At 52.1% G+C, this 26,029-nt stretch carries 24 protein-coding genes; 18 read left to right on the top strand and 6 right to left on the bottom strand.

Translation table 11 applies throughout. The features are described from left to right. Positions 1-42 precede the first annotated feature (42 nt). The 15 genes from atpG to phoU all read left to right on the top strand — a co-directional run bounded on the left by atpG (position 43) and on the right by phoU (position 17,467). Positions 43-906, top strand: a complete 864-nt coding sequence (gene atpG, locus INT84_RS16720; RefSeq protein ID WP_176918554.1) for a F0F1 ATP synthase subunit gamma — start codon at positions 43-45, stop codon at positions 904-906. Between the two features lie 26 nt (positions 907-932). After that, positions 933-2,315, top strand: a complete 1,383-nt coding sequence (gene atpD, locus INT84_RS16715) for a F0F1 ATP synthase subunit beta (RefSeq protein ID WP_176918553.1) — start codon at positions 933-935, stop codon at positions 2,313-2,315. 20 nt (positions 2,316-2,335) lie between these two features. Continuing rightward, positions 2,336-2,755 carry a F0F1 ATP synthase subunit epsilon gene (locus INT84_RS16710; protein ID WP_176918552.1) on the top strand — a complete coding sequence of 140 codons (420 nt, stop codon included), beginning with the start codon at positions 2,336-2,338 and terminating at the stop codon, positions 2,753-2,755. Between the two features lie 218 nt (positions 2,756-2,973). Continuing rightward, the gene (locus INT84_RS16705; protein WP_176918551.1) at positions 2,974-3,672 is read left to right on the top strand and encodes a Bax inhibitor-1 family protein; all 699 of its coding nucleotides are present in this window, start codon (positions 2,974-2,976) and stop codon (positions 3,670-3,672) included. Between the two features lie 275 nt (positions 3,673-3,947). Then, positions 3,948-5,318: a bifunctional UDP-N-acetylglucosamine diphosphorylase/glucosamine-1-phosphate N-acetyltransferase GlmU gene (gene glmU, locus INT84_RS16700; RefSeq protein WP_194207694.1), complete on the top strand. Its 1,371-nt coding sequence runs from the start codon at positions 3,948-3,950 to the stop codon at positions 5,316-5,318. Between the two features lie 223 nt (positions 5,319-5,541). Beyond that, positions 5,542-7,371 carry a glutamine--fructose-6-phosphate transaminase (isomerizing) gene (glmS, locus tag INT84_RS16695; protein ID WP_194207693.1) on the top strand — a complete coding sequence of 610 codons (1,830 nt, stop codon included), beginning with the start codon at positions 5,542-5,544 and terminating at the stop codon, positions 7,369-7,371. A 337-nt stretch (positions 7,372-7,708) separates the two neighbouring features. Continuing rightward, the gene (locus INT84_RS16690; RefSeq protein WP_194207692.1) at positions 7,709-8,233 is read left to right on the top strand and encodes a fimbrial protein; all 525 of its coding nucleotides are present in this window, start codon (positions 7,709-7,711) and stop codon (positions 8,231-8,233) included. Positions 8,234-8,330: 97 nt separating this feature from the next. Further along, positions 8,331-9,014 carry a fimbrial chaperone gene (locus INT84_RS16685; RefSeq protein WP_194207691.1) on the top strand — a complete coding sequence of 228 codons (684 nt, stop codon included), beginning with the start codon at positions 8,331-8,333 and terminating at the stop codon, positions 9,012-9,014. 41 nt (positions 9,015-9,055) lie between these two features. Then, on the top strand, positions 9,056-11,527 hold the full coding sequence (locus INT84_RS16680; protein WP_194207728.1) for a fimbria/pilus outer membrane usher protein: 2,472 nt from the start codon (positions 9,056-9,058) through the stop codon (positions 11,525-11,527). 9 nt (positions 11,528-11,536) lie between these two features. Continuing rightward, positions 11,537-12,589: a fimbrial protein gene (locus INT84_RS16675; RefSeq protein ID WP_194207690.1), complete on the top strand. Its 1,053-nt coding sequence runs from the start codon at positions 11,537-11,539 to the stop codon at positions 12,587-12,589. Positions 12,590-12,835: 246 nt separating this feature from the next. After that, entirely contained in the window at positions 12,836-13,876 is a 1,041-nt protein-coding gene (pstS, locus tag INT84_RS16670; RefSeq protein ID WP_194207689.1) for a phosphate ABC transporter substrate-binding protein PstS, read from the top strand. A 121-nt stretch (positions 13,877-13,997) separates the two neighbouring features. Further along, entirely contained in the window at positions 13,998-14,957 is a 960-nt protein-coding gene (gene pstC, locus INT84_RS16665) for a phosphate ABC transporter permease PstC (protein WP_176918543.1), read from the top strand. Further along, positions 14,957-15,847: a phosphate ABC transporter permease PstA gene (gene pstA, locus INT84_RS16660; RefSeq protein WP_176918542.1), complete on the top strand. Its 891-nt coding sequence runs from the start codon at positions 14,957-14,959 to the stop codon at positions 15,845-15,847. The genes pstC and pstA overlap by 1 nt, the downstream gene beginning before the upstream one ends. Before the next feature lie 106 nt (positions 15,848-15,953). Beyond that, entirely contained in the window at positions 15,954-16,727 is a 774-nt protein-coding gene (pstB, locus tag INT84_RS16655) for a phosphate ABC transporter ATP-binding protein PstB (protein WP_228066299.1), read from the top strand. A gap of 14 nt (positions 16,728-16,741) precedes the next feature. Beyond that, complete coding sequence (phoU, locus tag INT84_RS16650; RefSeq protein WP_176918541.1) at positions 16,742-17,467, top strand: phosphate signaling complex protein PhoU; 726 nt, start codon at positions 16,742-16,744, stop codon at positions 17,465-17,467. A 42-nt stretch (positions 17,468-17,509) separates the two neighbouring features. Here the strand turns inward: phoU and INT84_RS16645 are convergent, their stop codons facing one another. Continuing rightward, positions 17,510-18,415, bottom strand: a complete 906-nt coding sequence (locus INT84_RS16645) for an ADP-ribosylglycohydrolase family protein (protein WP_194207688.1) — start codon at positions 18,413-18,415, stop codon at positions 17,510-17,512. A 29-nt stretch (positions 18,416-18,444) separates the two neighbouring features. Further along, complete coding sequence (cbrC, locus tag INT84_RS16640) at positions 18,445-19,032, bottom strand: PF03691 family colicin E2 tolerance protein CbrC (RefSeq protein WP_194207687.1); 588 nt, start codon at positions 19,030-19,032, stop codon at positions 18,445-18,447. Positions 19,033-19,180: 148 nt separating this feature from the next. Here cbrC and INT84_RS16635 point away from each other — a divergent pair, with 148 nt between their 5' ends. Beyond that, positions 19,181-20,353 (top strand): esterase, encoded by a 1,173-nt coding sequence (locus INT84_RS16635; RefSeq protein ID WP_194207686.1) that lies wholly within the window; start codon positions 19,181-19,183, stop codon positions 20,351-20,353. A 114-nt stretch (positions 20,354-20,467) separates the two neighbouring features. On the opposite strand, the gene yieH is transcribed toward INT84_RS16635, so the two are convergent. Next, positions 20,468-21,133 (bottom strand): 6-phosphogluconate phosphatase, encoded by a 666-nt coding sequence (yieH, locus tag INT84_RS16630; protein ID WP_194207685.1) that lies wholly within the window; start codon positions 21,131-21,133, stop codon positions 20,468-20,470. A gap of 167 nt (positions 21,134-21,300) precedes the next feature. Here yieH and adeP point away from each other — a divergent pair, with 167 nt between their 5' ends. After that, positions 21,301-22,638, top strand: coding sequence for an adenine permease AdeP (gene adeP / locus INT84_RS16625; RefSeq protein ID WP_194207684.1), 1,338 nt, complete (start codon positions 21,301-21,303; stop codon positions 22,636-22,638). 47 nt (positions 22,639-22,685) lie between these two features. Here adeP and INT84_RS16620 read toward each other — a convergent pair whose 3' ends face one another. From INT84_RS16620 to INT84_RS16610, 3 genes are all read right to left on the bottom strand, one after another. Next, positions 22,686-23,252 carry an NADPH-dependent FMN reductase gene (locus INT84_RS16620; RefSeq protein WP_194207683.1) on the bottom strand — a complete coding sequence of 189 codons (567 nt, stop codon included), beginning with the start codon at positions 23,250-23,252 and terminating at the stop codon, positions 22,686-22,688. Between the two features lie 24 nt (positions 23,253-23,276). After that, positions 23,277-24,035: a 4'-phosphopantetheinyl transferase superfamily protein gene (locus INT84_RS16615; RefSeq protein ID WP_194207682.1), complete on the bottom strand. Its 759-nt coding sequence runs from the start codon at positions 24,033-24,035 to the stop codon at positions 23,277-23,279. A gap of 182 nt (positions 24,036-24,217) precedes the next feature. After that, positions 24,218-24,655 (bottom strand): hypothetical protein, encoded by a 438-nt coding sequence (locus INT84_RS16610; protein ID WP_194207681.1) that lies wholly within the window; start codon positions 24,653-24,655, stop codon positions 24,218-24,220. Positions 24,656-24,818: 163 nt separating this feature from the next. On the opposite strand from INT84_RS16610, the gene INT84_RS16605 reads away from it, so the two are divergent. After that, positions 24,819-25,076: a helix-turn-helix domain-containing protein gene (locus tag INT84_RS16605; protein WP_194207726.1), complete on the top strand. Its 258-nt coding sequence runs from the start codon at positions 24,819-24,821 to the stop codon at positions 25,074-25,076. The last annotated feature ends 953 nt before the right edge of the window (positions 25,077-26,029 follow it).

The raw sequence follows: 26,029 nt of genomic DNA, 5'->3' as shown, positions 1-26,029 counted from the left end.
GGCTTGTCTTAGGACAGGCCGCAAGGCATTGAGGAGAAGCTCATGGCCGGCGCAAAAGAGATACGTAGTAAGATCGCAAGCGTCCAGAACACGCAGAAGATCACTAAAGCGATGGAAATGGTCGCCGCTTCCAAAATGCGTAAATCGCAGGAACGTATGGCGGCCAGCCGTCCTTATGCAGATACCATGCGCAAAGTGATTGGTCACCTTGCAAACGGTAATCTGGAATATAAGCATCCGTACCTGGAAGAACGCGACGTTAAGCGCGTAGGCTACCTGGTGGTGTCTACAGACCGTGGTCTGTGCGGCGGCTTGAACATTAACCTGTTCAAAAAACTGCTGGCGGATATGAAAGCGTGGTCCGATAAAGGCGTTCAGTGCGATATCGCAATGATCGGCTCTAAGGGCGTATCGTTCTTCAACTCTGTAGGTGGCAACATTGTTGCGCAGGTCACCGGCATGGGAGATAACCCTTCCCTGTCCGAACTGATCGGTGCGGTAAAAGTGATGCTACAGGCCTACGATGAAGGCCGTCTGGACAAGCTTTATATTGTTAATAACAAGTTTATCAACACCATGTCTCAGGTTCCGACCATCACTCAACTGCTGCCGCTGCCCGCGTCAGAAGATGATGAGCTGAAGCGTAAATCCTGGGATTACCTGTATGAACCCGATCCGAAAGCGCTGCTGGATACCCTTCTGCGCCGCTACGTAGAATCTCAGGTTTATCAGGGTGTGGTAGAAAACCTGGCCAGCGAGCAGGCCGCGCGTATGGTGGCGATGAAAGCCGCTACCGATAATGGCGGCAGCCTGATTAAAGAGCTGCAGTTGGTATACAACAAAGCTCGTCAGGCCAGCATTACTCAGGAACTCACCGAAATCGTCGGTGGCGCGTCTGCGGTATAACCAGGTTAATACGTAGAGGATTCAAGATGGCAACTGGAAAAATTGTCCAGGTAATCGGCGCTGTAGTTGACGTCGAGTTCCCTCAGGATGCGGTACCAAAAGTGTACGACGCTCTTGAGGTACAAAATGGTAATGAGAAACTGGTGCTGGAAGTTCAGCAGCAGCTCGGCGGTGGTATCGTGCGTACTATCGCGATGGGTTCTTCTGATGGCCTGCGTCGTAGCCTGGACGTCACTAACCTCGAACACCCGATTGAAGTCCCGGTAGGTAAAGCTACCCTGGGCCGCATCATGAACGTACTGGGCCAACCGGTAGACATGAAAGGCGACATCGGTGAAGAAGAGCGTTGGGCGATCCACCGTGCAGCACCATCCTATGAAGAGCTGTCAAACTCTCAGGAACTGCTGGAAACCGGTATCAAAGTAATCGACCTGATGTGTCCGTTCGCCAAGGGCGGTAAAGTCGGTCTGTTCGGTGGTGCGGGTGTAGGTAAAACCGTAAACATGATGGAGTTGATCCGTAACATCGCGATCGAGCACTCCGGTTACTCTGTATTTGCGGGCGTGGGTGAGCGTACTCGTGAGGGTAACGACTTCTACCACGAAATGACCGACTCCAACGTTATCGACAAAGTATCGCTGGTGTACGGCCAGATGAACGAGCCGCCGGGAAACCGTCTGCGCGTTGCACTGACCGGCCTGACCATGGCGGAGAAATTCCGTGACGAAGGTCGTGACGTACTGCTGTTCGTCGATAACATCTACCGTTATACCCTGGCCGGTACGGAAGTATCCGCCCTGCTGGGCCGTATGCCTTCAGCGGTAGGCTACCAGCCGACTCTGGCGGAAGAGATGGGTGTTCTTCAGGAACGTATCACCTCTACCAAAACCGGTTCAATCACGTCTGTACAGGCGGTATACGTACCGGCGGATGACCTGACTGACCCGTCACCAGCCACCACCTTTGCGCACTTAGATGCAACCGTGGTACTGAGCCGTCAGATCGCGTCTCTGGGTATCTACCCGGCCGTTGACCCGCTGGACTCCACCAGCCGTCAGCTGGACCCGCTGGTGGTAGGTCAGGAACACTACGACACCGCGCGTGGCGTACAGTCTATCCTGCAACGTTATCAGGAACTGAAAGACATCATCGCCATCCTCGGTATGGATGAACTGTCAGAAGAAGACAAACTGGTGGTAGCTCGCGCTCGTAAGATCCAGCGCTTCCTGTCCCAGCCGTTCTTCGTGGCGGAAGTATTTACCGGTTCGCCGGGCAAATACGTCTCCCTGAAAGACACCATCCGTGGCTTTAAAGGCATCATGGAAGGCGAATACGATCACCTGCCGGAGCAGGCGTTCTACATGGTCGGTTCCATCGACGAAGCCGTGGAAAAAGCCAAAAAACTTTAACGCCTTAATCGGAGGGTGATATGGCAATGACTTACCACCTGGACGTCGTCAGCGCGGAGCATCAAATGTTCTCCGGGCTGGTCGAGAAAATCCAGGTAACGGGTAGTGAAGGTGAACTGGGTATTTACCCGGGCCACGCCCCGCTGCTCACCGCCATTAAGCCTGGTATGATCCGCATCGTGAAACAGCACGGTCATGAAGAGTTTATCTATCTGTCCGGCGGCATTCTTGAAGTGCAGTCTGGCAGCGTGACCGTTCTGGCTGATACCGCGATTCGCGGTCAGGACCTCGACGAAGCGCGAGCCCTGGAAGCGAAACGTAAGGCTGAAGAGCACATTAAAAGCTCTCATGGTGACGTGGATTACGCTCAGGCATCTGCGGAACTGGCCAAAGCGATCGCCAAACTGCGCGTTATCGAGTTGACCAAAAAAGCGATGTAACACCGGCTTGAAAAGCAAAAAACCAGTCTGAAAACAGACTGGTTTTTTTTTATCCTCTCAATTTTTATTCGATAAACTACCTGTGTTAAAAACCCGTCAAGTTGAAAAGACGCTCTTCCCACGGACACGTGCGGCTTGACGCTTTCCCATAAGATCGGCCTCTCCTGTGCTCAGGGCTGCCCGGTCAGTTTTATTGCCTTAAATGAAGGATCATTACTATGTCATTCAAGCCATCTTTTGCTGGCCCGCAACCGGGCTTACATACCGATCGCGCTACTTTTATTCGTCGGGCCTATCTGCATCTGGCGGCCGCGGTCATGGGGTTTATCGTGCTCAGCGGTGCATTAATGTTTACCGGAATCGGCGACATGATGCTCGAGGTGCTGATGGTCGGTGGTAAGTACGGCTGGCTGGTGGTACTTGGCGCGTTTATGCTGGTCAGCATGCTGGCGACGCGTCTGGCGGATGGCGCTGACTCTAACCAGACCCAGCTTATTGGCCTGGGCATCTACGTGCTGGCCGAGTCCCTGATCTTTGCTCCGCTGCTGACGCTGGCGGCGTATATTAATCCCGCGATTATCGGGGCGGCAGGCATTACCACGTTGCTGCTTGTGGGCGGCCTCACCTTTACGGCGTTTACCACGAAAAAAGATTTTTCGTTTATGCGTTCGTTTTTATCGATGGCAGGCTTTATCGCTCTGGGTGCGATTATCGCCAGCGTGATTTGTGGTTTCTCGCTGGGCGTCTGGTTTTCGGCATTGATGGTATTGCTGTGCGCGGGCTTTGTGCTCTATGACACCTCTAATATCATTCATCACTATCCGGTCGATCGTCCGGCAGGCGCGGCATTACATCTGTTTGCCTCCATTGCGACTATGTTCTGGTACGTGCTGCGTATTTTTATGTCGCGCAATTAATTACTCCCGAATGCAATAAAAGCCAGCGCCAAAGCCGCTGGTTTTTATTATGCTTTCTTTGTGTCTAAAAAGAACAATGAAAACAACCGGTTTGCGGGAAATAATGGCCTGAAAAGTAAAATTCATGCGGTAAATACCTGACTTGTCACCAATAATCTCTCTGTTATCCTGCTACGCTGCGTGTTTTCGCGGCGCTTCATTTTCTTGTGAAAAATATGTAGAGTTTTCAACGGGAAAGTTATCTACTTCTTACTTACATTACAGTCAGGACGCGTATGGCAAACAGTGCGATGAGCGTAGTGATCCTTGCCGCAGGCAAAGGCACACGCATGTATTCCGATCTTCCTAAGGTGCTGCACACCCTGGGCGGTAAGCCTATGGTGCAACATGTCATTGATGCCGCTCATCATTTAGGGGCGACGAAGGTCCATCTTGTTTACGGGCACGGTGGCGATTTGCTGAAGCAAACGCTGCGTGAAGACAACCTGAATTGGGTCCTTCAGGCGGAACAACTGGGCACCGGCCATGCTATGCAGCAGGCCGCGCCATTTTTTGCGGACGACGAAGATATTCTGATGCTCTACGGCGATGTGCCGTTGATCTCCGTTGATACCCTACAACGCCTGCGTGACGCCAGACCGCAGGGCGGCATCGGGTTGCTGACCGTTAAACTTGACGATCCGACCGGCTATGGCCGCATTACCCGTGAAAACGGCAACGTGACCGGCATCGTTGAGCATAAAGACGCGACCGACGCGCAGCGTCAAATTCAGGAAATCAATACCGGTATTCTCATCGCTAACGGCGCGGATATGAAGCGCTGGCTGGCTAAGCTGACCAATAATAATGTCCAGGGCGAATACTACATCACCGATATTATTGCGATGGCCTGGCAGGAAGGCCATGAAATCGCCGCCGTCCACCCGCAGCGCCTGAGCGAAGTGGAAGGCGTCAACAACCGTCTTCAGCTCTCCCGTCTGGAGCGCGTTTATCAGTCCGAGCAGGCGGAAAAACTGCTGCTGGCAGGCGTCATGTTGCGCGACCCGGCGCGTTTTGATCTGCGCGGCACGCTGCAACACGGGCGCGATGTCGAAATTGATACTAACGTTATTCTTGAGGGTGACGTCACGCTGGGCCATCGCGTGAAAATCGGCGCGGGCTGCGTGATCAAAAACAGCGTCATTGGCGACGACTGCGAGATCAGCCCGTACAGCGTGGTTGAAGATGCGCACCTTGAGGCCGCCTGTACCATTGGTCCGTTTGCACGTCTGCGTCCTGGCGCGGAACTGCTGGAAGGCGCGCACGTCGGCAACTTCGTCGAGATGAAAAAAGCGCGTTTAGGTAAAGGCTCTAAGGCGGGTCATCTGACCTATCTTGGCGACGCGGACATTGGCGATAACGTTAATATTGGCGCAGGCACCATCACCTGTAATTACGACGGCGCGAATAAGCATAAAACGATTATTGGCAACGATGTGTTTGTCGGTTCTGACACGCAGCTGGTGGCCCCGGTCAGCGTGGGCAACGGCGCGACCATTGCCGCAGGCACCACCGTAACGCGCGACGTCGCCGATAACGAACTGGTATTAAGCCGCGTGCGGCAGACCCATAAACAGGGCTGGCAGCGTCCGGTGAAGAAAAAGTAATGATGTTGTCTTACCGCGTTCGATGACATTTTGTAGGCCGGATAAGCGAAGCGCCATCCGGCATGCAGACCAGGGCAGAGGAGATAAACATATATTTCCCGCCCGAAAAGCAGTACCTATAAAAATAACCCCACTCTCTACAAGGCTCGGGGCGCTCGTAACAACGGGCATAACAGGTTGACCGACAACGCATGGCATTACGCCAAAATCGGAATCAAAAACTATGTGTGGAATTGTTGGCGCTATCGCGCAGCGTGATGTAGCGGAAATCCTTCTCGAAGGTTTACGTCGTCTGGAATACCGTGGCTACGACTCTGCCGGTCTGGCAGTGGTCGACAACGAAGGGAATATGACCCGTCTGCGTCGCCTCGGTAAAGTGCAAATGCTTTCTCAGGCGGCGGAAGATCATCCGCTGCATGGCGGCACCGGTATTGCTCACACCCGCTGGGCGACCCACGGCGAACCGTCAGAAGCGAATGCGCACCCGCATGTCTCTGAACACATTGTGGTGGTGCATAACGGCATCATCGAAAACCATGAACCGCTGCGTGAAACGCTGAAGTCGCGCGGCTACACGTTTGTCTCCGAAACCGATACCGAAGTGATTGCTCACTTAGTGCATTGGGAGCTGGAACAGGGCGGCACGCTGCGCGATGCCGTGCTGCGTACCATCCCGCAGCTTCGTGGTGCCTACGGCACGGTGATTATGGATACCCGTAAACCGGATACTCTGCTGGCGGCTCGTTCAGGTAGCCCGCTGGTGATCGGCCTTGGTATGGGTGAGAACTTTATCGCCTCTGACCAGCTGGCGCTGCTGCCGGTGACGCGCCGCTTTATTTTCCTCGAAGAGGGCGATATTGCAGAAGTGACCCGCCGTACCGTTTCCATTTTCGATAAAACCGGCGCGGAAGTGAAACGTCAGGATATCGAATCCAGTCTGCAATATGACGCGGGTGACAAAGGTATTTACCGTCATTACATGCAGAAAGAGATCTACGAACAGCCGAATGCGATTAAAAACACCCTCACCGGACGCATCAGCCACGGCGAGGTAGATTTAAGCGAGCTGGGCCCGAATGCCAACGACCTGCTGGCGCAGGTGGAGCACATTCAAATCATCGCCTGCGGCACCTCTTACAACTCAGGCATGGTTTCCCGCTACTGGTTCGAATCGCTGGCGGGTATTCCGTGCGATGTGGAAATCGCCTCCGAATTCCGCTACCGCAAATCCGCCGTGCGTCGTAATAGCCTGATGATCACCCTTTCTCAGTCAGGTGAAACGGCGGATACCCTCGCGGGCCTGCGCTTGTCCAAAGAACTGGGTTATCTCGGCTCACTGGCAATCTGTAACGTTCCGGGCTCCTCTCTGGTACGTGAATCCGACCTGGCGATGATGACCAATGCCGGTACGGAAATCGGCGTGGCATCCACGAAAGCGTTCACCACCCAGCTGACCGTGCTGCTGATGCTGGTGGCAAAACTGGCGCGTCTGAAAGGTCTGGACGCTTCCGTTGAGCATGACATCGTTCATGGCCTCCAGGCATTACCGAGCCGTATTGAACAGATGCTATCGCAGGACAAGCGCATTGAAGCGCTGGCGGAAGATTTCTCCGACAAACACCACGCGTTGTTCCTCGGCCGTGGCGATCAGTATCCGATTGCGCTGGAAGGCGCGCTGAAACTGAAAGAGATCTCCTATATTCACGCGGAAGCCTATGCGGCAGGCGAACTGAAACATGGTCCGCTGGCGCTGATTGACGCGGATATGCCGGTCATTGTCGTTGCACCCAATAACGATTTGCTGGAAAAGCTGAAATCTAATATTGAAGAAGTGCGCGCTCGCGGCGGTCAATTATATGTCTTCGCCGATCGTGATGCTGGCTTCGCCAGCAGCGATAATATGCATATTATTGAGATGCCGCATGTGGAAGAGGTGATTGCGCCGATTTTCTACACCATCCCGTTACAGCTGCTGGCGTATCACGTCGCGCTGATTAAAGGCACTGATGTGGACCAGCCGCGTAACCTGGCGAAGTCGGTAACGGTGGAATAATAGAAAAGAGTATTAAAAAACCCCGTTTAACTTTTCGGGGTTTTTTCTTAATAAGTAGAATCTAAATATTGGCTCCTGTAATAATAGGTGTTTTATTAAATTAAAAAAATCACCCAAAATTAATTTTACGGATACAATATTAAAATTAGTTATTATTTCTTTTAAATATTCCATTATTCCATTATTCCTTTTTCAGGAATTAAAGAAAATTTTTTTCTCCTTGCGTTCCTTTAAAGGACGGTTTAGCATTTCGCCGTCTTAACATTAAGACAATATTTGTTTCAGGAATGAAACTTAATTACTTATAGATTTTATATATAATTCTGGATGGTTCATAATGAATGGAAAAGCATTAAAGAGCGCGTTGGTTTTTTCGTCTTTGTTTTTAGGAACACATGCCTATGCAGCAAATGGCAACGGTACTGTTCATTTTACCGGCGAAATTATTGACAGTACCTGTGAAGTTACCGCCGGAAGTCAGAATCAAATCGTTGACCTGGGTAAAGTAAATAAAACAACCTTTACCGGTGTTGGTACAACAGCATCAGTTCAGGCTTTTCAGATTGATCTGGTTAACTGCCCGGATACTTATAAGAAAGCCTCTGCTCGCTTTGATGGTACAGAAGAGGGTGATGGTTATCTTAAAGTGAATGCTGGCGGAGCTGAGGGTGTCGCGATTGCCATTTACAACAGAGCTGATAATAATTTACTGAAGCTCTATAACGAGTCAACTCCGACAGATATCGACGGAGAGGGTAAGGCTACCCTGCCTTTCATGGCTCGCTATATCGCCACGTCTGCAACTATAAAAGCAGGCGTAGCAAATGCAGATTCTGAATTTACCATTACTTATAGCAATTAATTTTTAATTATCTGTATAAAATAATCAGGCCTGGCAAGGTCGATTTTACCGTGTCTATGATATGGTGAGATTGCTCAGGCCTGTCACAGGATATGATATGCGCTGGCGTTTTATTGGTGGCTTTCTTTTTTTCTTCTTTGCTTTTGGAGTATCCACTTGCTGGTCCGGGATTATTATTGGTGGGACGCGAGTTGTCTTCCCCGGAAACAGGAGCGATACCACTATTTCAGTAATCAATAAAGATACTTCTTTGCCTTATCTGGTCCAGGTTTGGGTCGACCCCTTTATGGCAACGGATAAAAATAAACCACCGTTTATAGCGATCCCGCCCGTGTCCAGACTTGAGCCGAAGCAAGAGCGTGTGTTGCGTATTATTAAAGCTAACGGTGATTTACCCACTGACAGAGAGTCCGTGTTTTGGCTCAATGTGAAGAATATTCCACCATCGTCGGATAAACAGAACAGCAAACTGGAGATCGCCATTAAAACGCGCATCAAGCTATTCTGGCGTCCAGCCAACATTACCGAAAAACCTGAAACCGCAAGCCTAAAGGTAAAATGGCAACGGCAGGGTAATGTGCTAGTGGTGAATAATCCCACTGCTATCCACATCAATGTTATTGATGTGGCTGTAGACGGCCATCCGCTGGACATAGCGATGATTAAGCCTTTTGATACGCTCAGGTTTACGTTGCCAGCAGGTGTTGCTGGAAAAATGCTTACCTGGCATAGCATTAATGATTATGGCGCGATAAGTGACGTTATCAGACAGCCTCTTTAACCCGCCTGAGGTTGTTAATAGTGAATATTTGCCGTTTATCTCTGCTGTCACTTTTCTCACTGTGGATCGGTTGCCCGTATCAGAGCTACGCCGCAGGTGAAAAATTTAACTCACGTTTGCTGGAGCTTGAGCATCCCGTTGATGTGGATATCAGCCAGTTTAACCGTCCTGATAGCCTGCCAGCGGGGGAATATCAGGTAGACATTTATATCAACGAGCGTTTTTTGGAACGCCGGGACGTTCGTTTTTTCAGAGAAAATGATGAAAGCGCCCTCCAGCCTTGCTTCCCCGATCTGAAGAACACGCTGGCAACGTTTGGCGTTAAGGTGGACGCCATAAAAGCGCTGGCAACAGTAAATGCCGATCGCTGTGAACCTGTTCCATCGCTGCCGGAAGCGACATGGATACTGGATGATGAAAAGCTGGCGCTTAACGTCTCTATCCCGCAGATCTATCTGGATCCCGCTGCGCGTGACGCTATTCCTCCATCCCGCTGGGATCAGGGAATCAGTGCTCTGATGATGAACTATGATTTTTCCACCACTCAGATGCTGAAAACAGACTATGACAGCGACGATCTCTATTATCTGAACTTACGCAGCGGGATTAATCTTGGTGGCTGGCGGCTTCGCAATTATAGCGCACTGAACGCCGTAAACAGCAACGGCAGTTATCACTCTTTGAGTACTTACTTACAGCACGACATCGCCAGCCTGCGAAGCCAGGTGATGATCGGTGATACCTGGACCGCCAATGATTTATTCGATAGCAGTCAGGTACGTGGCCTTCGCCTGTACACCGATAATGACATGTTGCCGGATAGTATGAATGGTTTTGCACCGGTTGTTCGGGGTATCGCCAAAAGTAATGCTGTTGTCACTATTCGACAAAATGGCTACATCATTTATCAGTCTGCTGTGCCACAGGGACCTTTTGCGCTTAACGATCTTAACACCACCAGCAGCGGTGGAGACCTTGATGTAACAATCAAAGAAGAAGACGGCAGCGAACAGCATTTCACTCAGCCTTATGCGTCTCTCGCAATATTGCGTCGTGAAGGGCAAACGGATTTCGATATCAGCATCGGCGAGCTCAATAATGTCGATGGTTTTTCTCCTGATTTGCTCCAGGCGCAGATTCTGCGGGGTATGCCGTGGGGGATGACGTTATACGGCGGTACGCAGATGGCGGAGGATTACACTGCGATCGCGGCGGGTGTCGGTAAAGATCTTGGCAATCTGGGAGCGATATCGCTGGATATGACCCATGCCGAGTCGCGTTTCGCTGATGATACCGAACGGGGACAATCCTGGCGCTTTCTTTATTCCAGGACGTTTGACGTCACTAACTCCAGTCTGCGTATCGTGGGATACCGTTATTCCACAGAGGGGTTTTACACCCTGGATGAATGGGCTTCCCGCAGAGATGACAGTGAGACATTCTGGCAGACGGGTAACCGAAGAAGTCGGTTAGAAGGAACCCTGACACAGCCTTTCGCTGAAGGATACGGGAATATCTATCTGACGCTCAGCCGGGAGCAGTTCTGGCAAACGGACAACATTGAACGCCTGGTTCAGGTTGGCTACAGCAATAGCTGGCATCAGATCATGTGGAATGTGTCATGGAACTATACCGACGCGGCGAACGATAGCGTGGAGGATCAGGACAACGATAATGAGCATGTTTTCATGCTTTCACTCTCGCTGCCGCTCTCTGATTGGTTACCGAACAGTTACGCAAATTACAACTTTGCTAATAGCAGTCATAGCAGCCCCTCCCACCAGATCGGTCTGAACGGCAATCTGCTTCAGGGTAATAACTTGAGCTGGAATTTGCAGCAATCGGTAAGCGAAAACGGTAACAACAACGGTGGGAACGCAGGGCTTGCCTGGGACGCATCTTATGGTTCCATGAAGGGTAACTATGCCTGGAGCGATGAAACCCGAAGCCTCAATTATGGTATCAGCGGCGGTATTTTGCTGCACTCAGAAGGCATTACTTTCTCGCAGGAAATGGGTGAAACCGTAGCGCTGGTCAAAGCACCCGGGGCGGCAGGGTTAAACGTTGAAAATGCTAACGGCGTAGCGACAGACTGGCGTGGCTATACCATCAAAACACAACTATCACCTTATGATGAAAATCGTATCGCCGTTGGAAATAACGATTTTTCGTCAGACAATATTGAGCTGGAAAAAAACGTTCTGACCCTGGTGCCAACGCGCGGAGCGGTAGTTAAAGCAGAATTCGTTACGCACATTGGTTACCGCGTATTGTTCAACGTGCAGATGGTGAACGGAAAACCAGCGCCCTTTGGCGCAATAGGGGCCGCCACGCTGGCAAATGGCAACGTAACGGGCATTGTTGGCGAGAGCGGAGAACTCTACCTCGCCGGGATGCCGCAAAAAGGTCAATTTACACTCACACTCAGCGACGGTGCGGTGTGTCGGGCGAATTATGTTATCTCTCAGCAGCCTGATGCAGGATTGGTTCAGTTGCCCGTTATTTGCCAATAAAGGATAAAAATGAAACTGCAATACTGGCTTTTAGCCTTATGCGCCGCTGCGTTTTTTACGCAAGCATCTCCAACAGGATACTGCGTTGCAGATAACGGTAGGTATCATAACTATCTCAATTTTACAGAGCAGTTTAGTATTATTGATAATAAAGCCGGGGCCGCAACGCTTATTGATGTCAATAACAGCAATACTTCATTCAGGGGGACATGCTACTGCCTGACGGAACCTAATCAAAGCTACGATCATACTTATATCACCAGCCGCATTAACCCAGCGCTGGCAGCAGCGGGGACTAAGAACAATGTCCCTTATTTCAATCTCAATGAAAATGTTGATATTGGCCTGCTCACCTATATTTTGGGCATTGGCTATACGGCGGTTCCTTTTGATCACCTGCCTAATAAAATCGATGGTTCTTATCAATGTCACAATGGTGTAAGTTCCGCGACAACCTTTTACAGTGGCGGCTCAGGACAGATTTATTTGTACGTCAAAAAACCCTTTACCGGGGTGATGACTATTCCACAGACGGTGATAGCAAATATCTACGCCACTATCGATCCCCATACGGTATCGAACGATATTATCGCTGATGTGATTGTTCAGGGGACAGTAACCGTGCCGCAATCCTGCGAGATCGATGAAGGGCAGGCCATTCTTTTTGATTTCAACAAAATTCTGGCGTCAGAATTTGCGTCAACCAAAGGGCAGGCGCTGTCCGCACATAAAATAACCCGTACGGTGAATATCAAATGTACCAATATGATGTTTTACGATACGCTGGGCGCGACGTTACATGCATCCCCTGTGGGCACGGATGAAACAATGATCGGTACGGACAATCCAGATGTGGGTATCAAAATTTATGATAAGCGCAACCGGGAGATAAATGTGAATAGCGGTGCGCTGGAGGTGGATACCACAAAAATTCCAGATGTCATGGGGGATACCCTGGGAACGCTTACTTTTTCAGGTGCGCCCGCCAGTGCTACCGGGGCAAGACCGAAACCCGGCCAGTTCAGTGCGACGGCAACGTTGACGATTGAAATCGCCAATTAATACGCTAACGGCTGTTTTTATGACAGCCGTTGTCATATTTCCCTTTCCGAAGCTGATTGTTCGCCAAAGGCCATGCCAAAAAATAAAGACTACGTGAATTAATCACTCTATTTTTCATCAAATTACCACTCCCTTTTTTATTGTCATCAAACTGTCACAAACCTTACATATAACTGTCACCTGATTGTCCTATTTTGCTCTTCGTAGCCACTTAACAATGATTTACGAATCCCAGCAGGAGACATTATGAACGTTATGCGTACCACTGTCGCAACGGTTGTCACCGCGACCTTATCCATGAGCGCTTTCGCTGTTAACGCGGCAGCAAGCCTGACAGGTGCAGGTGCAACTTTTCCTGCGCCAGTGTATGCCAAATGGGCGGATACCTATCAGAAAGAAACCGGTAGCAAAGTAAACTACCAGGGTATCGGTTCCTCCGGCGGCGTAAAACAGATCATCGCGAATACCGTTGATTTCGGTGCTTCTGACGCCCCGCTGTCTGACGAAAAACTCCAGCAGGAAGGCCTGTTTCAGTTCCCGACCGTTATTGGCGGCGTGGTGCTGGCCGTAAACATTCCAGGTCTGAAATCCGGCGAGCTGGTGCTGGATGGTAAAACCCTCGGCGACATCTATCTGGGTAAAATTAAGAAGTGGGATGATGCCGCCATCACTAAACTGAACCCGGGCCTGAAACTGCCTTCGCAGAACATCGCCGTGGTTCGTCGTGCAGACGGTTCCGGTACCTCTTTCGTCTTCACCAGCTACCTGGCGAAAGTGAACGAAGAGTGGAAATCGAAAGTTGGCGCAGGCTCTACCGTAAACTGGCCGACCGGTCTGGGCGGTAAAGGTAACGACGGCATCGCCGCGTTCGTACAGCGTCTGCCTGGCTCAATCGGCTATGTAGAATATGCTTATGCCAAGCAGAACAACCTGGCGTATACCAAACTGGTTTCCGCGGACGGTAAACCGGTAAGCCCGACCGAAGACAGCTTTGCTAACGCGGCGAAAGGTGTGGACTGGAGCAAATCCTTCGCTCAGGACCTGACCAACCAGAAGGGTGACGATGCGTGGCCGATTACCTCCACCACCTTCATTCTGATCCATAAAGAGCAGAAAAAACCTGAGCAGGGCGCTGAAGTGCTGAAGTTCTTCGACTGGGCGTATAAAGACGGCGCGAAACAGGCTAATGACCTGGATTACGCTTCGCTGCCGGATAACGTGGTTGAGCAGGTTCGTGCTGCATGGAAAACCAATGTGAAAGACAGCAGCGGTAAAGCGCTGTACTAATTAGATATACTGACGAAAATGGCGGGTGGCACGGTGCTTGCCCGCCTTACAGCTACAAACTGTAGGCCCGGTAAACGTCACCGGGCATATTCGTAAGGCGTCGTTAACTAAAGAGTGATTTATGGCTGCAACCAGGGGTGTAATTAACCCGCCGGGTAAAAAAGGTGACATGATATTCAGCGCGCTGGTAAAACTGGCTGCGCTGATCGTGCTATTTATGTTGGGCGGTATTATCGTCTCCCTGATCATCTCCTCCTGGCCCAGCATTGAGAAATTCGGTTTCTCATTCCTGTGGACCAAAGAGTGGGATGCCCCGAACGATATCTACGGCGCGCTGGTGCCCATTTACGGTACCCTGGCGACCTCCATTATCGCGCTGCTGATTGCGGTTCCCGTCAGCTTCGGCATTGCCCTGTTCCTGACGGAGCTGTCGCCCGCGTGGCTGAAGCGTCCGCTCGGTATTGCGATTGAGCTTCTGGCGGCGATCCCCAGTATCGTTTACGGCATGTGGGGGCTGTTTATTTTCGCCCCGCTGTTCGCCACTTACTTCCAGGAGCCGGTCGGCAATATCCTTTCCAACATCCCGTTTGTTGGTGCGCTGTTTTCCGGTCCGGCATTCGGCATCGGTATCCTGGCGGCAGGCGTGATCCTCGCCATTATGATTATTCCCTACATCGCTGCGGTCATGCGCGATGTCTTCGAACAAACCCCGGTGATGATGAAAGAGTCGGCCTACGGTATTGGCTGCACCACCTGGGAAGTGATCTGGCGCATTGTGCTTCCGTTCACCAAAAATGGCGTTATCGGCGGCGTGATGCTCGGTCTGGGTCGTGCGCTGGGGGAAACCATGGCGGTGACCTTTATCATCGGCAACACCTACCAGCTCGACAGCGTCTCGCTGTATATGCCAGGCAACAGTATCACCTCCGCGCTGGCGAACGAATTTGCCGAAGCGGAATCCGGTCTGCACGTTGCTGCGCTGATGGAGCTGGGACTGATCCTGTTTGTGATTACTTTTATCGTGCTGGCTATCTCTAAATTTATGGTGATGCGCCTGGCGAAAAACGAGGGGGCGCGCTGATGGCTACGCTCGAAATGCAAAGCACTGCGGCACTGGCGGAATCCCGTCGCAAGATGCAGGCGCGTCGGCGCATGAAAAACCGCATTGCCCTGACCCTCTCCATGGCGACGATGGTTTTCGGGTTGTTCTGGCTGATCTGGATCCTGATGTCCACCATTACACGCGGCTTTGACGGCATGTCTCTGGCGCTGTTCACCGAAATGACGCCGCCGCCGAATACCGCAGGTGGCGGGCTGGCGAATGCGCTGGCCGGTAGTGGCTTGCTGATTTTGTGGGCTACCGTGCTGGGCACGCCGCTCGGCATCCTGGCGGGGATTTATCTGGCGGAATATGGCCGTAAATCCTGGCTGGCTGAAGTGATCCGCTTTATTAACGATATTCTGCTCTCCGCGCCTTCTATTGTGGTGGGTCTGTTTGTTTATACCGTGGTGGTGGCGCAGATGCAGCACTTCTCCGGTTGGGCGGGCGTCATCGCGCTGGCGTTGTTGCAGGTGCCTATCGTCATCCGAACTACCGAAAACATGCTTAAGCTGGTGCCGGATAGCCTGCGTGAAGCAGCCTATGCGCTGGGGACGCCGAAGTGGAAGATGATCTCCGCGATCACCCTGAAAGCCTCAGTCTCCGGGATTATGACCGGCGTGCTGCTGGCCGTTGCCCGCATCGCCGGTGAGACCGCGCCGCTGCTGTTTACCGCGCTCTCCAACCAGTTCTGGAGCACCGACATGATGCAGCCGATCGCCAACCTGCCGGTGACCATCTTTAAATTTGCGATGAGCCCGTTTGCGGAGTGGCAGCAACTGGCCTGGGCTGGCGTGCTGATCATCACGCTATGCGTACTGTTACTGAACATTCTGGCGCGCGTGATCTTCGCGAAACAGAAACACGGTTAAGACGAAGTGCCGGATGGCGGCGTAACGCCTTATTCGGCCTACGATTGAAGACATTTGTAGGCCTGATAAGCGAAGCGCCATCAGGCATGATGAGGAAGAGAGTGAGATGAGTATGGTTAACACCGCACCGGGTAAAATTCAGGTTCGTGATTTGAACTTCTACTACGGCAAATTCCATGCCCTGAAAAACATTAACCTGGAGATTGCTAAAAACCAGGTGACGGCGTTCATCGGGCCGTCCGGCTGCGGTAAATCGACGCTGCTGCGCACCTTCAATAAGATGTATGAACTGTATCCGGAGCAGCGCGCTGAAGGCGAAATCCTGCTGGACGGTGAAAACATTCTTAACCACGCGCAGGATATCGCTCTGCTGCGCGCTAAAGTCGGCATGGTCTTTCAGAAGCCGACGCCGTTTCCGATGTCGATTTATGACAATATCGCTTTTGGCGTACGCCTGTTTGAAAAGCTCTCCCGCGCCGATATGGACGAGCGCGTGCAGTGGGCGTTAACCAAAGCCGCTTTGTGGAATGAAACCAAGGATAAGCTGCATCAGAGCGGTTATTCCCTTTCCGGCGGTCAGCAGCAGCGTCTGTGCATCGCGCGCGGGATCGCGATTCGCCCGGACGTCCTGCTGCTGGATGAGCCGTGTTCGGCGCTGGACCCGATCTCTACCGGGCGCATTGAAGAACTGATTACTGAATTAAAACAGGACTATACCGTAGTGATCGTGACCCATAACATGCAGCAGGCCGCACGTTGCTCCGATCACACGGCGTTTATGTATCTTGGCGAGCTGATCGAGTTCAGCAACACGGACGATCTGTTTACCAAGCCCGCCAAAAAACAGACTGAAGACTATATCACCGGCCGCTACGGTTGATTCAGGAGTGCGTCATGGAAAACCTTAACCTTAACAAACACATTTCCGGCCAGTTTAACGCTGAACTGGAACATATTCGTACCGAAGTAATGACGATGGGCGGCCTGGTGGAACAGCAGTTATCGGATGCGATCACTGCGATGCACAATCAGGATAGCGAGCTGGCGAAGCGGGTGGTGGAAGGCGACAAGCAGGTCAATATGATGGAGGTCGCCATCGATGAAGCCTGCGTGCGCATTATCGCCAAACGTCAGCCGACGGCGAGCGACCTGCGCCTGGTCATGGCGATCATCAAAACCATCGCCGAGCTGGAGCGTATCGGCGACGTAGCGGACAAAATCTGCCGCACCGCGCTGGAGAAATTCTCCCAACAGCATCAGCCGTTGCTGGTGAGCCTCGAGTCGCTGGGGCGACACACCGTGCAGATGCTGCATGACGTGCTGGATGCCTTCGCCCGTATGGATCTGGACGAAGCGGTACGGATTTATCGTGAAGATAAAAAAGTGGATCAGGAGTATGAAGGCATCGTGCGCCAGCTGATGACCTACATGATGGAAGATCCGCGTACTATCCCCAGCGTGCTGACCGCGCTGTTCTGCGCACGCTCTATCGAGCGTATTGGCGACCGCTGCCAGAACATCTGTGAGTTTATCTTCTACTTCGTGAAGGGGCAGGATTTCCGTCACGTGGGCGGTGATGAACTGGATAAACTGCTGGCAGGCCGCGATCCGAAAGAGTGATGTTGTGCTCGCCGGATGATGGAAACCCTCCGGCGAGACATCTTATACCTGCGGCTTCTCCAGCAGTTGCCGCGCCAGCGCGTCAATATCCTCATACTGCCACAGCCGATCGCGCCATGCCTGCGGAATACCCTCCACGCCATAAAATGCGCCCGCCAGTTGACCCGCTATCGCGGCAGTGGTGTCGGCGTCATCGCCAAGATTGGCCGCCAGCAGGATCGTCTCTTCAAAATCCGCCCCGTGATAAAAGCACCATAGCGCCGCTTCAAGACTTTGCACGCAATAGCCGGTGCCGTGAATGGCCGAACGCGGTTTCTGGCGATAGCTGCCCAGAGCTATCTGGCGCAGGTTTTCCTGCGGCGGCAGTTCCTCCAGTGCGGAAAGCGTTTCTTCTTTGTCTTTTCCGCTCAGCGCATTGAGCAAATACTGCGCGAAGAGATGGCAACTGGCGATGGCTTCCGGCGCGGCGTGAGTGGTGCGCGATGAAGCTTCGGCATATTCCAGCGCCTGTTGGCGATCCGGATAATAATACAGCACCGCTGGCGCGAGACGCATCAGCGAGCCGTTACCGGCAGTGTCTGGCGCTTCAGAACCCGCGTACGGATTGCCATCCAGCGCAAATTTCCCCAGCGCCCGGGCGACGGTGCTGCCAATGTCGAAGCACTCCCCGGTTGAGCTGAAATAACCCCAGCGCCACCAGTTGAGGTAGCGGTTCATCTGATCGCCCGCATCGAAACCCTGGCAGGTTACCAGGCTTTGCGCGAGGCACAGCGCCATTGACGTATCGTCCGTCCACTGCCCGACCTTCAGATTAAACGGGCCGCCGCCCTGCATGGTGGTGAGCGGCGTAAAGGAATCTTTGGCCCGGAACTCGACGGTCGTTCCCACCGCGTCGCCGCTGGCCAGTCCCAGTAAACAGCCCTGATAGCGGGCCAGTAAATCCGGCATAAACGCTTACTCCTTAATTTGACTACCGATCATGAAAAATCTGCCCACAGACGTAATTTCCCACATTCCAGGCAGCGAAACAGATAGCCCTGGCAATCGCCATCGTTATGCAGGTATTTCGGTAAATCATCATAATGCATACCAAAGTCCGCACAGTCTTCTTCAAGGCTGGCAAACTCATGAAGACGGTCTTTAATCTCTTCCCAGCCGACGTAACCGATAAAAGCGCAGAAGTCACCGCAGTGCGCCAGCCAGTGTTCCTGTTGCCAGCCGCGATAGCCCGGTGTGCGTTCGATCAGTGCTTTGAGCATCTCGTCAGAATACGGGATTTGAACGCCATTAAATTCCCCTTCTTCATCATACTGGGCTTTCACTTCTTCAATGCTGGCGTCATCCTGGAAACTGCCTTCGAATTTTTCAGCGGCTTTACCGTCGGCGATACACCACGGACAGAGGTGATCAATATCGTCAACGCTGTAAAAGGGGCTGGTGTAATAAACCGGCGTCGGCTGCTCGCAGCAGTCGCAGGTGACAGTCTTATCCTGCTCAAACGCACCGGTTTCCAGCGGCTGTGGATGGTATTTGAAAGAGGGTAACGGTTTGTGAGTCGTCGGCATAAAAACATCCTGTGAGTAACGTCGTTTGTCACAACTACGTTAAAGCAACCTTTGCTGAATTAACAGTCTGGTTTTTGCCACTCATCACAGAACGGTATAGTCACCCTTGTTATTGTTCTACAGTTAATCATTCTGCAAGGACTCGCTCATGAAAAAGATCTCTCTCACCCTCGCGGTTTCCCTCGCTTTAGGCGCTTTTATGTATCAGGCTCAGGCCGCCTCAACCCTTCCGGGACCCGGTGAAAACGCGCCCGTAAATCAGTTTATTACGCAGGTTAACCCCGATAAAACCGTCACCTTCAGGCTCTGGGCACCGGAGGCCAAAACGGTCAATGTGGTGACCGGCGCAACCGATGAAAGCCATGTTACGCATGCCATGCAGAAAGATGCTAACGGCGTCTGGACATGGACCAGCGCGGCGATGCCCGGCAACCTGTACGAATATTTTTATGAAGTCGATGGCCTGCGCACGATTGACTCCGGCACGCCTTACACCAAGCCGCAGCGGCAGGTGAACACCAGCCTGGTGCTGGTGCCGGGTTGCCTGCTCGACGTGCGTAATGTGCCTCACGGCGAACTACATTTGTTGACCTATCATTCCCGCGAACTCAATGCCGAACGGCAGATCTATGTCTGGACGCCGCCGGGATATAACGCAACAAAAGAGCCGCTGCCGGTGCTGTATTACTATCACGGCTTTGGCGATACCACCCTTTCAGCCATCAATCAGGGACGTATTCCGCAGATGATGGATAACCTGCTGGCAGAGGGGAAAATCAAACCGATGCTGGTGGTGTTGCCTGAGACAGAAACGGATACGGCCACAACAACGCCAGAAAGCTATCGCTACGCCGATATCCGCTCGCAGTTTTATCTCCCCAACGCCACGCTTGGCGACCGGGAATTGATGCACGATATCATCCCGCTGATTACTCAGCGCTATAACGTGCGTAAGGATGCCGAAGGGCGGGCGCTGGCCGGGCTTTCCCAGGGAGGCTATCAGGCCGAACTGTCGGCACTAAAACATCCGGAAAGCTTCGGCTGGCTGGGGCTGTTCAGCGGCGTCACGACCATCACCGTGCCCGATCAAACCGTCGCCCAGCGTTTTAATAACCCGCAGTCGGTTAATCAACAGCTACGCAATTTCACGCTGGTGATTGGCGAAAAAGATGAGGTGACGGGGAAAGACATTAAAGGGCTAAAAGCGCTACTGGATAAACAGGGTATTCATAACGACTACACCGTTTATCCGGGACTGGGGCATGAAATGGATGTGTGGCGTCCTGCGTATGCCGAGTTTGTGCAGAAGCTGTTTAAATAAGTCCGTTGACCGGATGCCCGGTGGCGCTGCGCTTACCGGGCCTACGGTTATGCGGTAACGCGCGGATATTGTTGGTTTTTGTAGGCCGGACAAGGCGAAGCCGCCGCCCGGCATTTACCGCGTAATATCCCAGCCGCGGGCGTTCCATAATTCTGGCAACTGCGCCAGATCGGTAAACGTCGTCACTTTCGGATGTTCGATAGGCTTGTTATGCGGATCGGCACAAAAATAGAACACTTCCATCCCGGCGGCGATCCCGGACTGTGCCCCGGCAACGGAATCATCCACCAGCACCGAATGTTCCGCATTGACGTTCATCGCCTTCGCCGCGTGAAACATCAACGCCGGATCGGGCTTCCAGCGCTGGATATCGTAGCCACTGAACAATTTTTCCGGGAAGTGGTGCAGCATGCCGGTGCGCCCTAACGAGTGCTGCATTTTGCTCACCGGGCCGTTAGAGACCACGCACATCGGCACCGTTACGCTATCCAGCAGCGCGTTCGCGCCTGCGATACCTACCAACTCAGAGTCAAACAGGCGAGCGACCTCAGCGCGATACACGGCCTCTAAATCGGCTTTCGCCAGGTTAACCCCATACTCGGCGTTAATAGTGTCGATGATCTCGTAAAGCTTAACGCCTTTAAAACGCTTAAAAATCGTTTCCAGATCGAGGGTGATGCCGTACTGCTGGAACATATGCACATAGGCGCGAGAACAAATCACTTCACTGTCGACCAGCGTACCGTCGCAATCGAAAAATACTGCTTCAATGTGGGACATGCCTGTTTCCCTTTTAACAAGTTTAACGTTTACCTGATGAAATTTATGCCACGCAATCGTTGCCGTATAAGCAAAATCAATGAAAAAAGTCTCTCCTGAATCTTCCTATTGTCTCATTTTGGTATAGGATAGCGACGGATTTTCCCTCCTTTTCTCGGAAACAGATAATGAGTCAACAACACCACAGCCAGGCATCTGGTCAGGGAATACTTGAGCGCGTGTTTAAATTACGTGCGCACGGCACCACTGCACGCACAGAAATTATTGCCGGGTTCACCACCTTTCTGACGATGGTTTACATCGTTTTTGTTAACCCGCAGATCCTTGGCGTGGCAGGGATGGACACCAGTGCCGTCTTCGTGACCACCTGCCTGATTGCTGCGCTTGGCAGCATCCTGATGGGCGTCTTCGCTAATCTGCCGGTCGCGCTGGCTCCGGCGATGGGGCTTAACGCGTTCTTTGCTTTTGTCGTGGTTCAGGCGATGGGCCTGCCGTGGCAGGTGGGCATGGGGGCGATTTTCTGGGGCGCGGTTGGCCTGCTGCTGCTGACGATTTTCCGCGTGCGCTACTGGATGATTGCCAATATCCCGGTAAGCCTGCGCGTCGGTATCACCAGCGGTATCGGTCTGTTTATCGGCATGATGGGCCTGAAAAACGCGGGCGTGATTGTCGCCAACCCGGAAACGCTGGTCAGCATCGGCAACCTGACCTCGCACAGCGTGCTGCTGGGCGTGCTGGGCTTCTTCATTATCGCTATCCTGGCGTCACGTAATATCCACGCGGCGGTACTGGTGTCCATCGTCGTCACGACGCTGCTGGGCTGGATGCTGGGCGATGTCCACTACAACGGCATCGTTTCCGCGCCGCCGAGCGTCAGCACGGTGATTGGTCATGTTGACCTGGCGGGTTCCTTTAACCTGGGTCTGGCAGGCGTGATTTTCTCCTTCATGCTGGTCAACCTGTTTGACTCCTCCGGCACACTGATCGGTGTGACCGACAAAGCGGGCCTGGCAGATGAGAAGGGCAAGTTCCCGCGCATGAAGCAGGCGCTGTATGTGGACAGTATCTCGTCCGTAGCCGGTTCGTTCATCGGCACATCCTCTGTTACCGCCTATATCGAATCCTCTTCCGGCGTCTCCGTCGGCGGCCGTACCGGTCTGACGGCTGTCGTTGTCGGCGTACTGTTCCTGCTGGTGATTTTCCTCTCGCCGCTGGCGGGTATGGTGCCGTCCTACGCGGCGGCGGGCGCGCTGATTTACGTCGGCGTGCTGATGACCTCCAGCCTGGCGCGCGTGAAGTGGGAAGATTTAACCGAATCCGTACCGGCGTTTATTACCGCGGTGATGATGCCGTTCAGCTTCTCCATTACCGAAGGTATCGCGCTGGGCTTTATCTCCTACTGCGTAATGAAAATCGGCACCGGCCGTCTGCGCGATCTCAGCCCGTGCGTGATTATCGTCGCGGTACTGTTTGTACTGAAGATTGTGTTTATTGACGCGCATTAAGCATTGATGTTCCCTCTCCCTGTGGGAGAGGGATGGGGTGAGGGGAATTACGCTTTCACCCGCTGAATATACTCGCCAAACGCCGTTAGCTGTCCGGTCAGATGATCCAGCGTGCTCTGGTCAATCACTTCACCCGTCTGCGGATCTACTTTATTCTGGATCACGCCGCCCATAAACTCCGGCTTATTCATCACCATCGCGTCGAGAAACACCAGAATCTGACGCAGATGATACTGACAGCGCGCGCCGCCAATGGCACCCATCGAGCTGGTCTGAATGAGCACGGGTTTGCCCGCCAGCGGCTGCTCAGGCAGGCGAGAAAGCCAGTCGATAGCATTTTTTAAGCCGCCCGGTACGGAATAGTTATATTCCGGCGTGACGATAACCACCCCGTCCGCCTGGCGGATTTGTTCAGCCAGCGCCTCCACGCTCGCTGGAAAACCCTCTTCCTGCTGAATATCCGCATCGTACAGGGGAATATCGCCAATCGACGGTAATGCGCTTACCTGAATGTTCGCCGGGGCGATTTTCGGCAGCGTTCGCGCGACCATCGCGTTAAATGACCCTTTGCGCAAACTTCCCAACAACGTAACAACGTTCAACGTATCAGACATAATGACTCCTTCGTGTTATGGAGATTACTTTTGATCGGATTCGTTGAGTGTAAACGCTTTTTCGGAGGCTATGCTGGTAAAACGCATCAGGCGAGCGGCAGGTTCATTGGCGCGCACCTGCGTATCCGGCAGGCAGCGCCAGTTACTTTTACCGCTATATTCCCAGACCTTCAGGCGCTCAATGGCAGGAGTGACGGCCACGGACCACACCAGCACGTCCTCAGCATCGCAGACCGCCTCTATCCTGGCGACGCTGGCCGCGCGCAAACGCCCTGAGCCGGGCAGCAGTTGCAGAATATCGGGAGAATTACTTTCAACCTCGCCCGTCAGCTTCAGCACGCTCTGACGTAACGCCATAAGCTGCGCGCTGGCTTCATTCGGATCGCTCTGGTTATTGATCCACAGCGCTTCATTACTGGTGAAGTTATAGCGATCGGTCGTCTGGGCGGTATGAAAACGTGGCGTTGAACGCTGAAGCGCCAGTCCGCAGTCGCCTTCGGTCGTTAGCGCCACGCCGACAATATTACCGGTGTAAGCAATAGAAAAACGAGGCAGGGTGCTATCACGGAACAGGGGACGTCCGCCAGTCAGAATAGTGATTTCCGGCAATTCGCTAATTCCGTACAGCATAAACATCAATTCAGCCAGCAGCGCTCTGGAGGCCAGAAAACGCGTCCGTCGGTGTTCAGGGAACTGGCGGGCCTGATGATGGCAGGCTGAAGACAGGCGAGTAGAAAGGTGATAACCGTCGCCCAGGGTCCCTCGTGCAAAGTGCGTAGCCATTTTTCGCTCCGTGATAATGGTCAGTGGTAAAGAAGAAAAGCATACTGCCGGTTAACCGCTTTCGTTTTAAACGCAAACGAAGCAAATGAGAAGATCCTGAGCCTCATTTTTACAATTCATTTGATGCGGGCGGCACTTTTTGCGAAAAACCGGGCGGCAACGTTTTATAACCAATAAGTCAATCAGCCGAATGGCCTGGTCACAAATAGCTCCTGGATTGACGTAATAAGACGAGGCTCCCCCAGCGTTTCAATCATATCCGGCGGCAGATGCTGGCGAGTTTCTTGTTGCCCGATCACCAGAGCGTCCTGAGTGTCGGCCCAGTATAACGCCGTAGGGGTGACACGCAGAATATCGACCAGGCTTTGCCAGAAGGCTTTGTGGCCCGGCGCATGAACAAAGGCAAAACCATCTGTCATCAAGCCTTCTTCAGTACTAAACACCGGGACCCTAAGTTCTATAAAATCGAGAAATCGTGGGTCTGAAGGGTATTCAAGGCGCAAATACCCGTTGTTGTCATTACTGACAATGGCACTACCGAAGGCGTTCTCCACGACCGACAGCGGAAAAAAGCCGCCTTCACCGTTATCAAAAGCCTGAAGCCAGTAATCCATACTCATGATGATCTCCTTTTCTGTAGGCTGATAAACGTAAGTCTGAACTGATTATTCTTATATTTTAAAAGCAATTAACTTAATTTACCGGCTCTGGCGGGTAAACGTTATTTTACCTGTCATAGCGTGTAATATTTATTTTACCGCCTACAACCGCCAGCATAAAATGATGCAAGTCACTAACACTAAACAACGTAGCTCTTTACTGAAAGATATCCGCCCCACGCAGAAGCTTTCACAAGGTAAAGTCGCCAGCAAAGTGGGCATCCGACAGGATACGGTATCAAGCTTCGAGTTACATCCTGATTCTACTAGACTGGAAACCTTCTTTAAGATCCTGTCAGCACTGAATTTAGAGCTTACCATTTCCCCCAGAAATGCAGATGCAGACAATAACGGAACATCATCTTGGAAGGAAGAGTGGTAATGGCTGCGCTTGATGTTTATATGAATGGCTACAGGTACCTCCGACATCTCAATATCCTTCATCTTGTAAGTTTCGACATAACTACTCTCCACTCGATTCTCCGACGCGCGGTTGGGCACAGCGTGCTGTGCTGAACGATACCGGTGCGCTGGAGAATGCGCGGATGAGGTATGACGGGGTACGGTGATGCACGAATGCAGCCGCCTGCTCTGGCAGGTATATCCCCACACAGGTAAAATGACCTGTCCTCCGGTATCGGTTCGGTAGTGCTGGTTTCTCCTCCTGGTAAGTAAATTTCTGACATCTGTTTGAGGTCAGCCTGTTTGTTGCAGTGAATTTGCAGGCAGTAGCTGGGTTGAAGCTGATCTGCACGCTGGCGTCACTTTCACTCGCTTACGCTCTCAAAAGTGACGCCGCGTTATGTACATTGAGCAGGAAGTACGGACGCAAAGCCTTCGACAATGCCATCCGACTTCTCTACAGCGTTCTGTCTGTCGCTACGCTTGCAACAGAGTAGCGATAAAGGGTGTGGTCACCTGTATCAAGACAGGAGGTCAGTTTCTGACCATGCTTCGTTTCCTGGTTGACTGAGGGGTTGACCGCCAAAGGCGCTTCTTACAGGTCGCAGTTCGTCTTAGAACAGGAAGCTTTTAGGGGCACTGCTATGAGTTGGGGATAGGGTAGAACTGGGGGAAGGGGAAAGCTGCGGGAAACTGTTTGTGGGATTTGAAGGTTTTATTGAAAAAGATGTGTAATAGATAATATCACTATAATTATGTTACTGTTATTTATAATGAATAGATATACTGACGTATATGTAGTTAACACCAATATACATAACTTGCTGTTTAAGGAAGGGAGGAACTTTAGATCTAGTAAACTTACTCACTCAATGAACTGAAGTAGATAAGGTTATTTTCAATTTTCATTGTCAATATCACGAAGTTTGCAAA

The organism is Superficieibacter sp. 1612_C1, from assembly GCF_015234305.1.
In the GTDB taxonomy this organism is placed as follows: domain Bacteria; phylum Pseudomonadota; class Gammaproteobacteria; order Enterobacterales; family Enterobacteriaceae; genus Superficieibacter.
The sequence above is the reverse complement of the archived record's forward strand: the minus strand, read 5'-3'. Positions and strand labels throughout refer to the sequence as shown.

Excerpts from the sequence above, each read along its gene's own strand:
- INT84_RS16645 (WP_194207688.1), bottom strand. The coding sequence starts at position 18,415 with ATGCCGGATTTACTGGCCCGCTATCAGGGCTGTTTACTGGGACTGGCC.
- phoU (WP_176918541.1), top strand. The coding sequence starts at position 16,742 with ATGGAAAACCTTAACCTTAACAAACACATTTCCGGCCAGTTTAACGCT.
- INT84_RS16675 (WP_194207690.1), top strand. The coding sequence starts at position 11,537 with ATGAAACTGCAATACTGGCTTTTAGCCTTATGCGCCGCTGCGTTTTTT.
- pstC (WP_176918543.1), top strand. The coding sequence starts at position 13,998 with ATGGCTGCAACCAGGGGTGTAATTAACCCGCCGGGTAAAAAAGGTGAC.
- INT84_RS16690 (WP_194207692.1), top strand. The coding sequence starts at position 7,709 with ATGAATGGAAAAGCATTAAAGAGCGCGTTGGTTTTTTCGTCTTTGTTT.
- INT84_RS16605 (WP_194207726.1), top strand. The coding sequence starts at position 24,819 with ATGCAAGTCACTAACACTAAACAACGTAGCTCTTTACTGAAAGATATC.
- pstB (WP_228066299.1), top strand. The coding sequence starts at position 15,954 with ATGAGTATGGTTAACACCGCACCGGGTAAAATTCAGGTTCGTGATTTG.
- atpD (WP_176918553.1), top strand. The coding sequence starts at position 933 with ATGGCAACTGGAAAAATTGTCCAGGTAATCGGCGCTGTAGTTGACGTC.
- cbrC (WP_194207687.1), bottom strand. The coding sequence starts at position 19,032 with ATGCCGACGACTCACAAACCGTTACCCTCTTTCAAATACCATCCACAG.
- INT84_RS16685 (WP_194207691.1), top strand. The coding sequence starts at position 8,331 with ATGCGCTGGCGTTTTATTGGTGGCTTTCTTTTTTTCTTCTTTGCTTTT.
- glmS (WP_194207693.1), top strand. The coding sequence starts at position 5,542 with ATGTGTGGAATTGTTGGCGCTATCGCGCAGCGTGATGTAGCGGAAATC.
- INT84_RS16635 (WP_194207686.1), top strand. The coding sequence starts at position 19,181 with ATGAAAAAGATCTCTCTCACCCTCGCGGTTTCCCTCGCTTTAGGCGCT.
- INT84_RS16615 (WP_194207682.1), bottom strand. The coding sequence starts at position 24,035 with ATGGCTACGCACTTTGCACGAGGGACCCTGGGCGACGGTTATCACCTT.
- atpG (WP_176918554.1), top strand. The coding sequence starts at position 43 with ATGGCCGGCGCAAAAGAGATACGTAGTAAGATCGCAAGCGTCCAGAAC.
- INT84_RS16710 (WP_176918552.1), top strand. The coding sequence starts at position 2,336 with ATGGCAATGACTTACCACCTGGACGTCGTCAGCGCGGAGCATCAAATG.
- adeP (WP_194207684.1), top strand. The coding sequence starts at position 21,301 with ATGAGTCAACAACACCACAGCCAGGCATCTGGTCAGGGAATACTTGAG.
- glmU (WP_194207694.1), top strand. The coding sequence starts at position 3,948 with ATGGCAAACAGTGCGATGAGCGTAGTGATCCTTGCCGCAGGCAAAGGC.
- pstA (WP_176918542.1), top strand. The coding sequence starts at position 14,957 with ATGGCTACGCTCGAAATGCAAAGCACTGCGGCACTGGCGGAATCCCGT.
- INT84_RS16620 (WP_194207683.1), bottom strand. The coding sequence starts at position 23,252 with ATGTCTGATACGTTGAACGTTGTTACGTTGTTGGGAAGTTTGCGCAAA.
- pstS (WP_194207689.1), top strand. The coding sequence starts at position 12,836 with ATGAACGTTATGCGTACCACTGTCGCAACGGTTGTCACCGCGACCTTA.
- INT84_RS16610 (WP_194207681.1), bottom strand. The coding sequence starts at position 24,655 with ATGAGTATGGATTACTGGCTTCAGGCTTTTGATAACGGTGAAGGCGGC.
- INT84_RS16705 (WP_176918551.1), top strand. The coding sequence starts at position 2,974 with ATGTCATTCAAGCCATCTTTTGCTGGCCCGCAACCGGGCTTACATACC.
- yieH (WP_194207685.1), bottom strand. The coding sequence starts at position 21,133 with ATGTCCCACATTGAAGCAGTATTTTTCGATTGCGACGGTACGCTGGTC.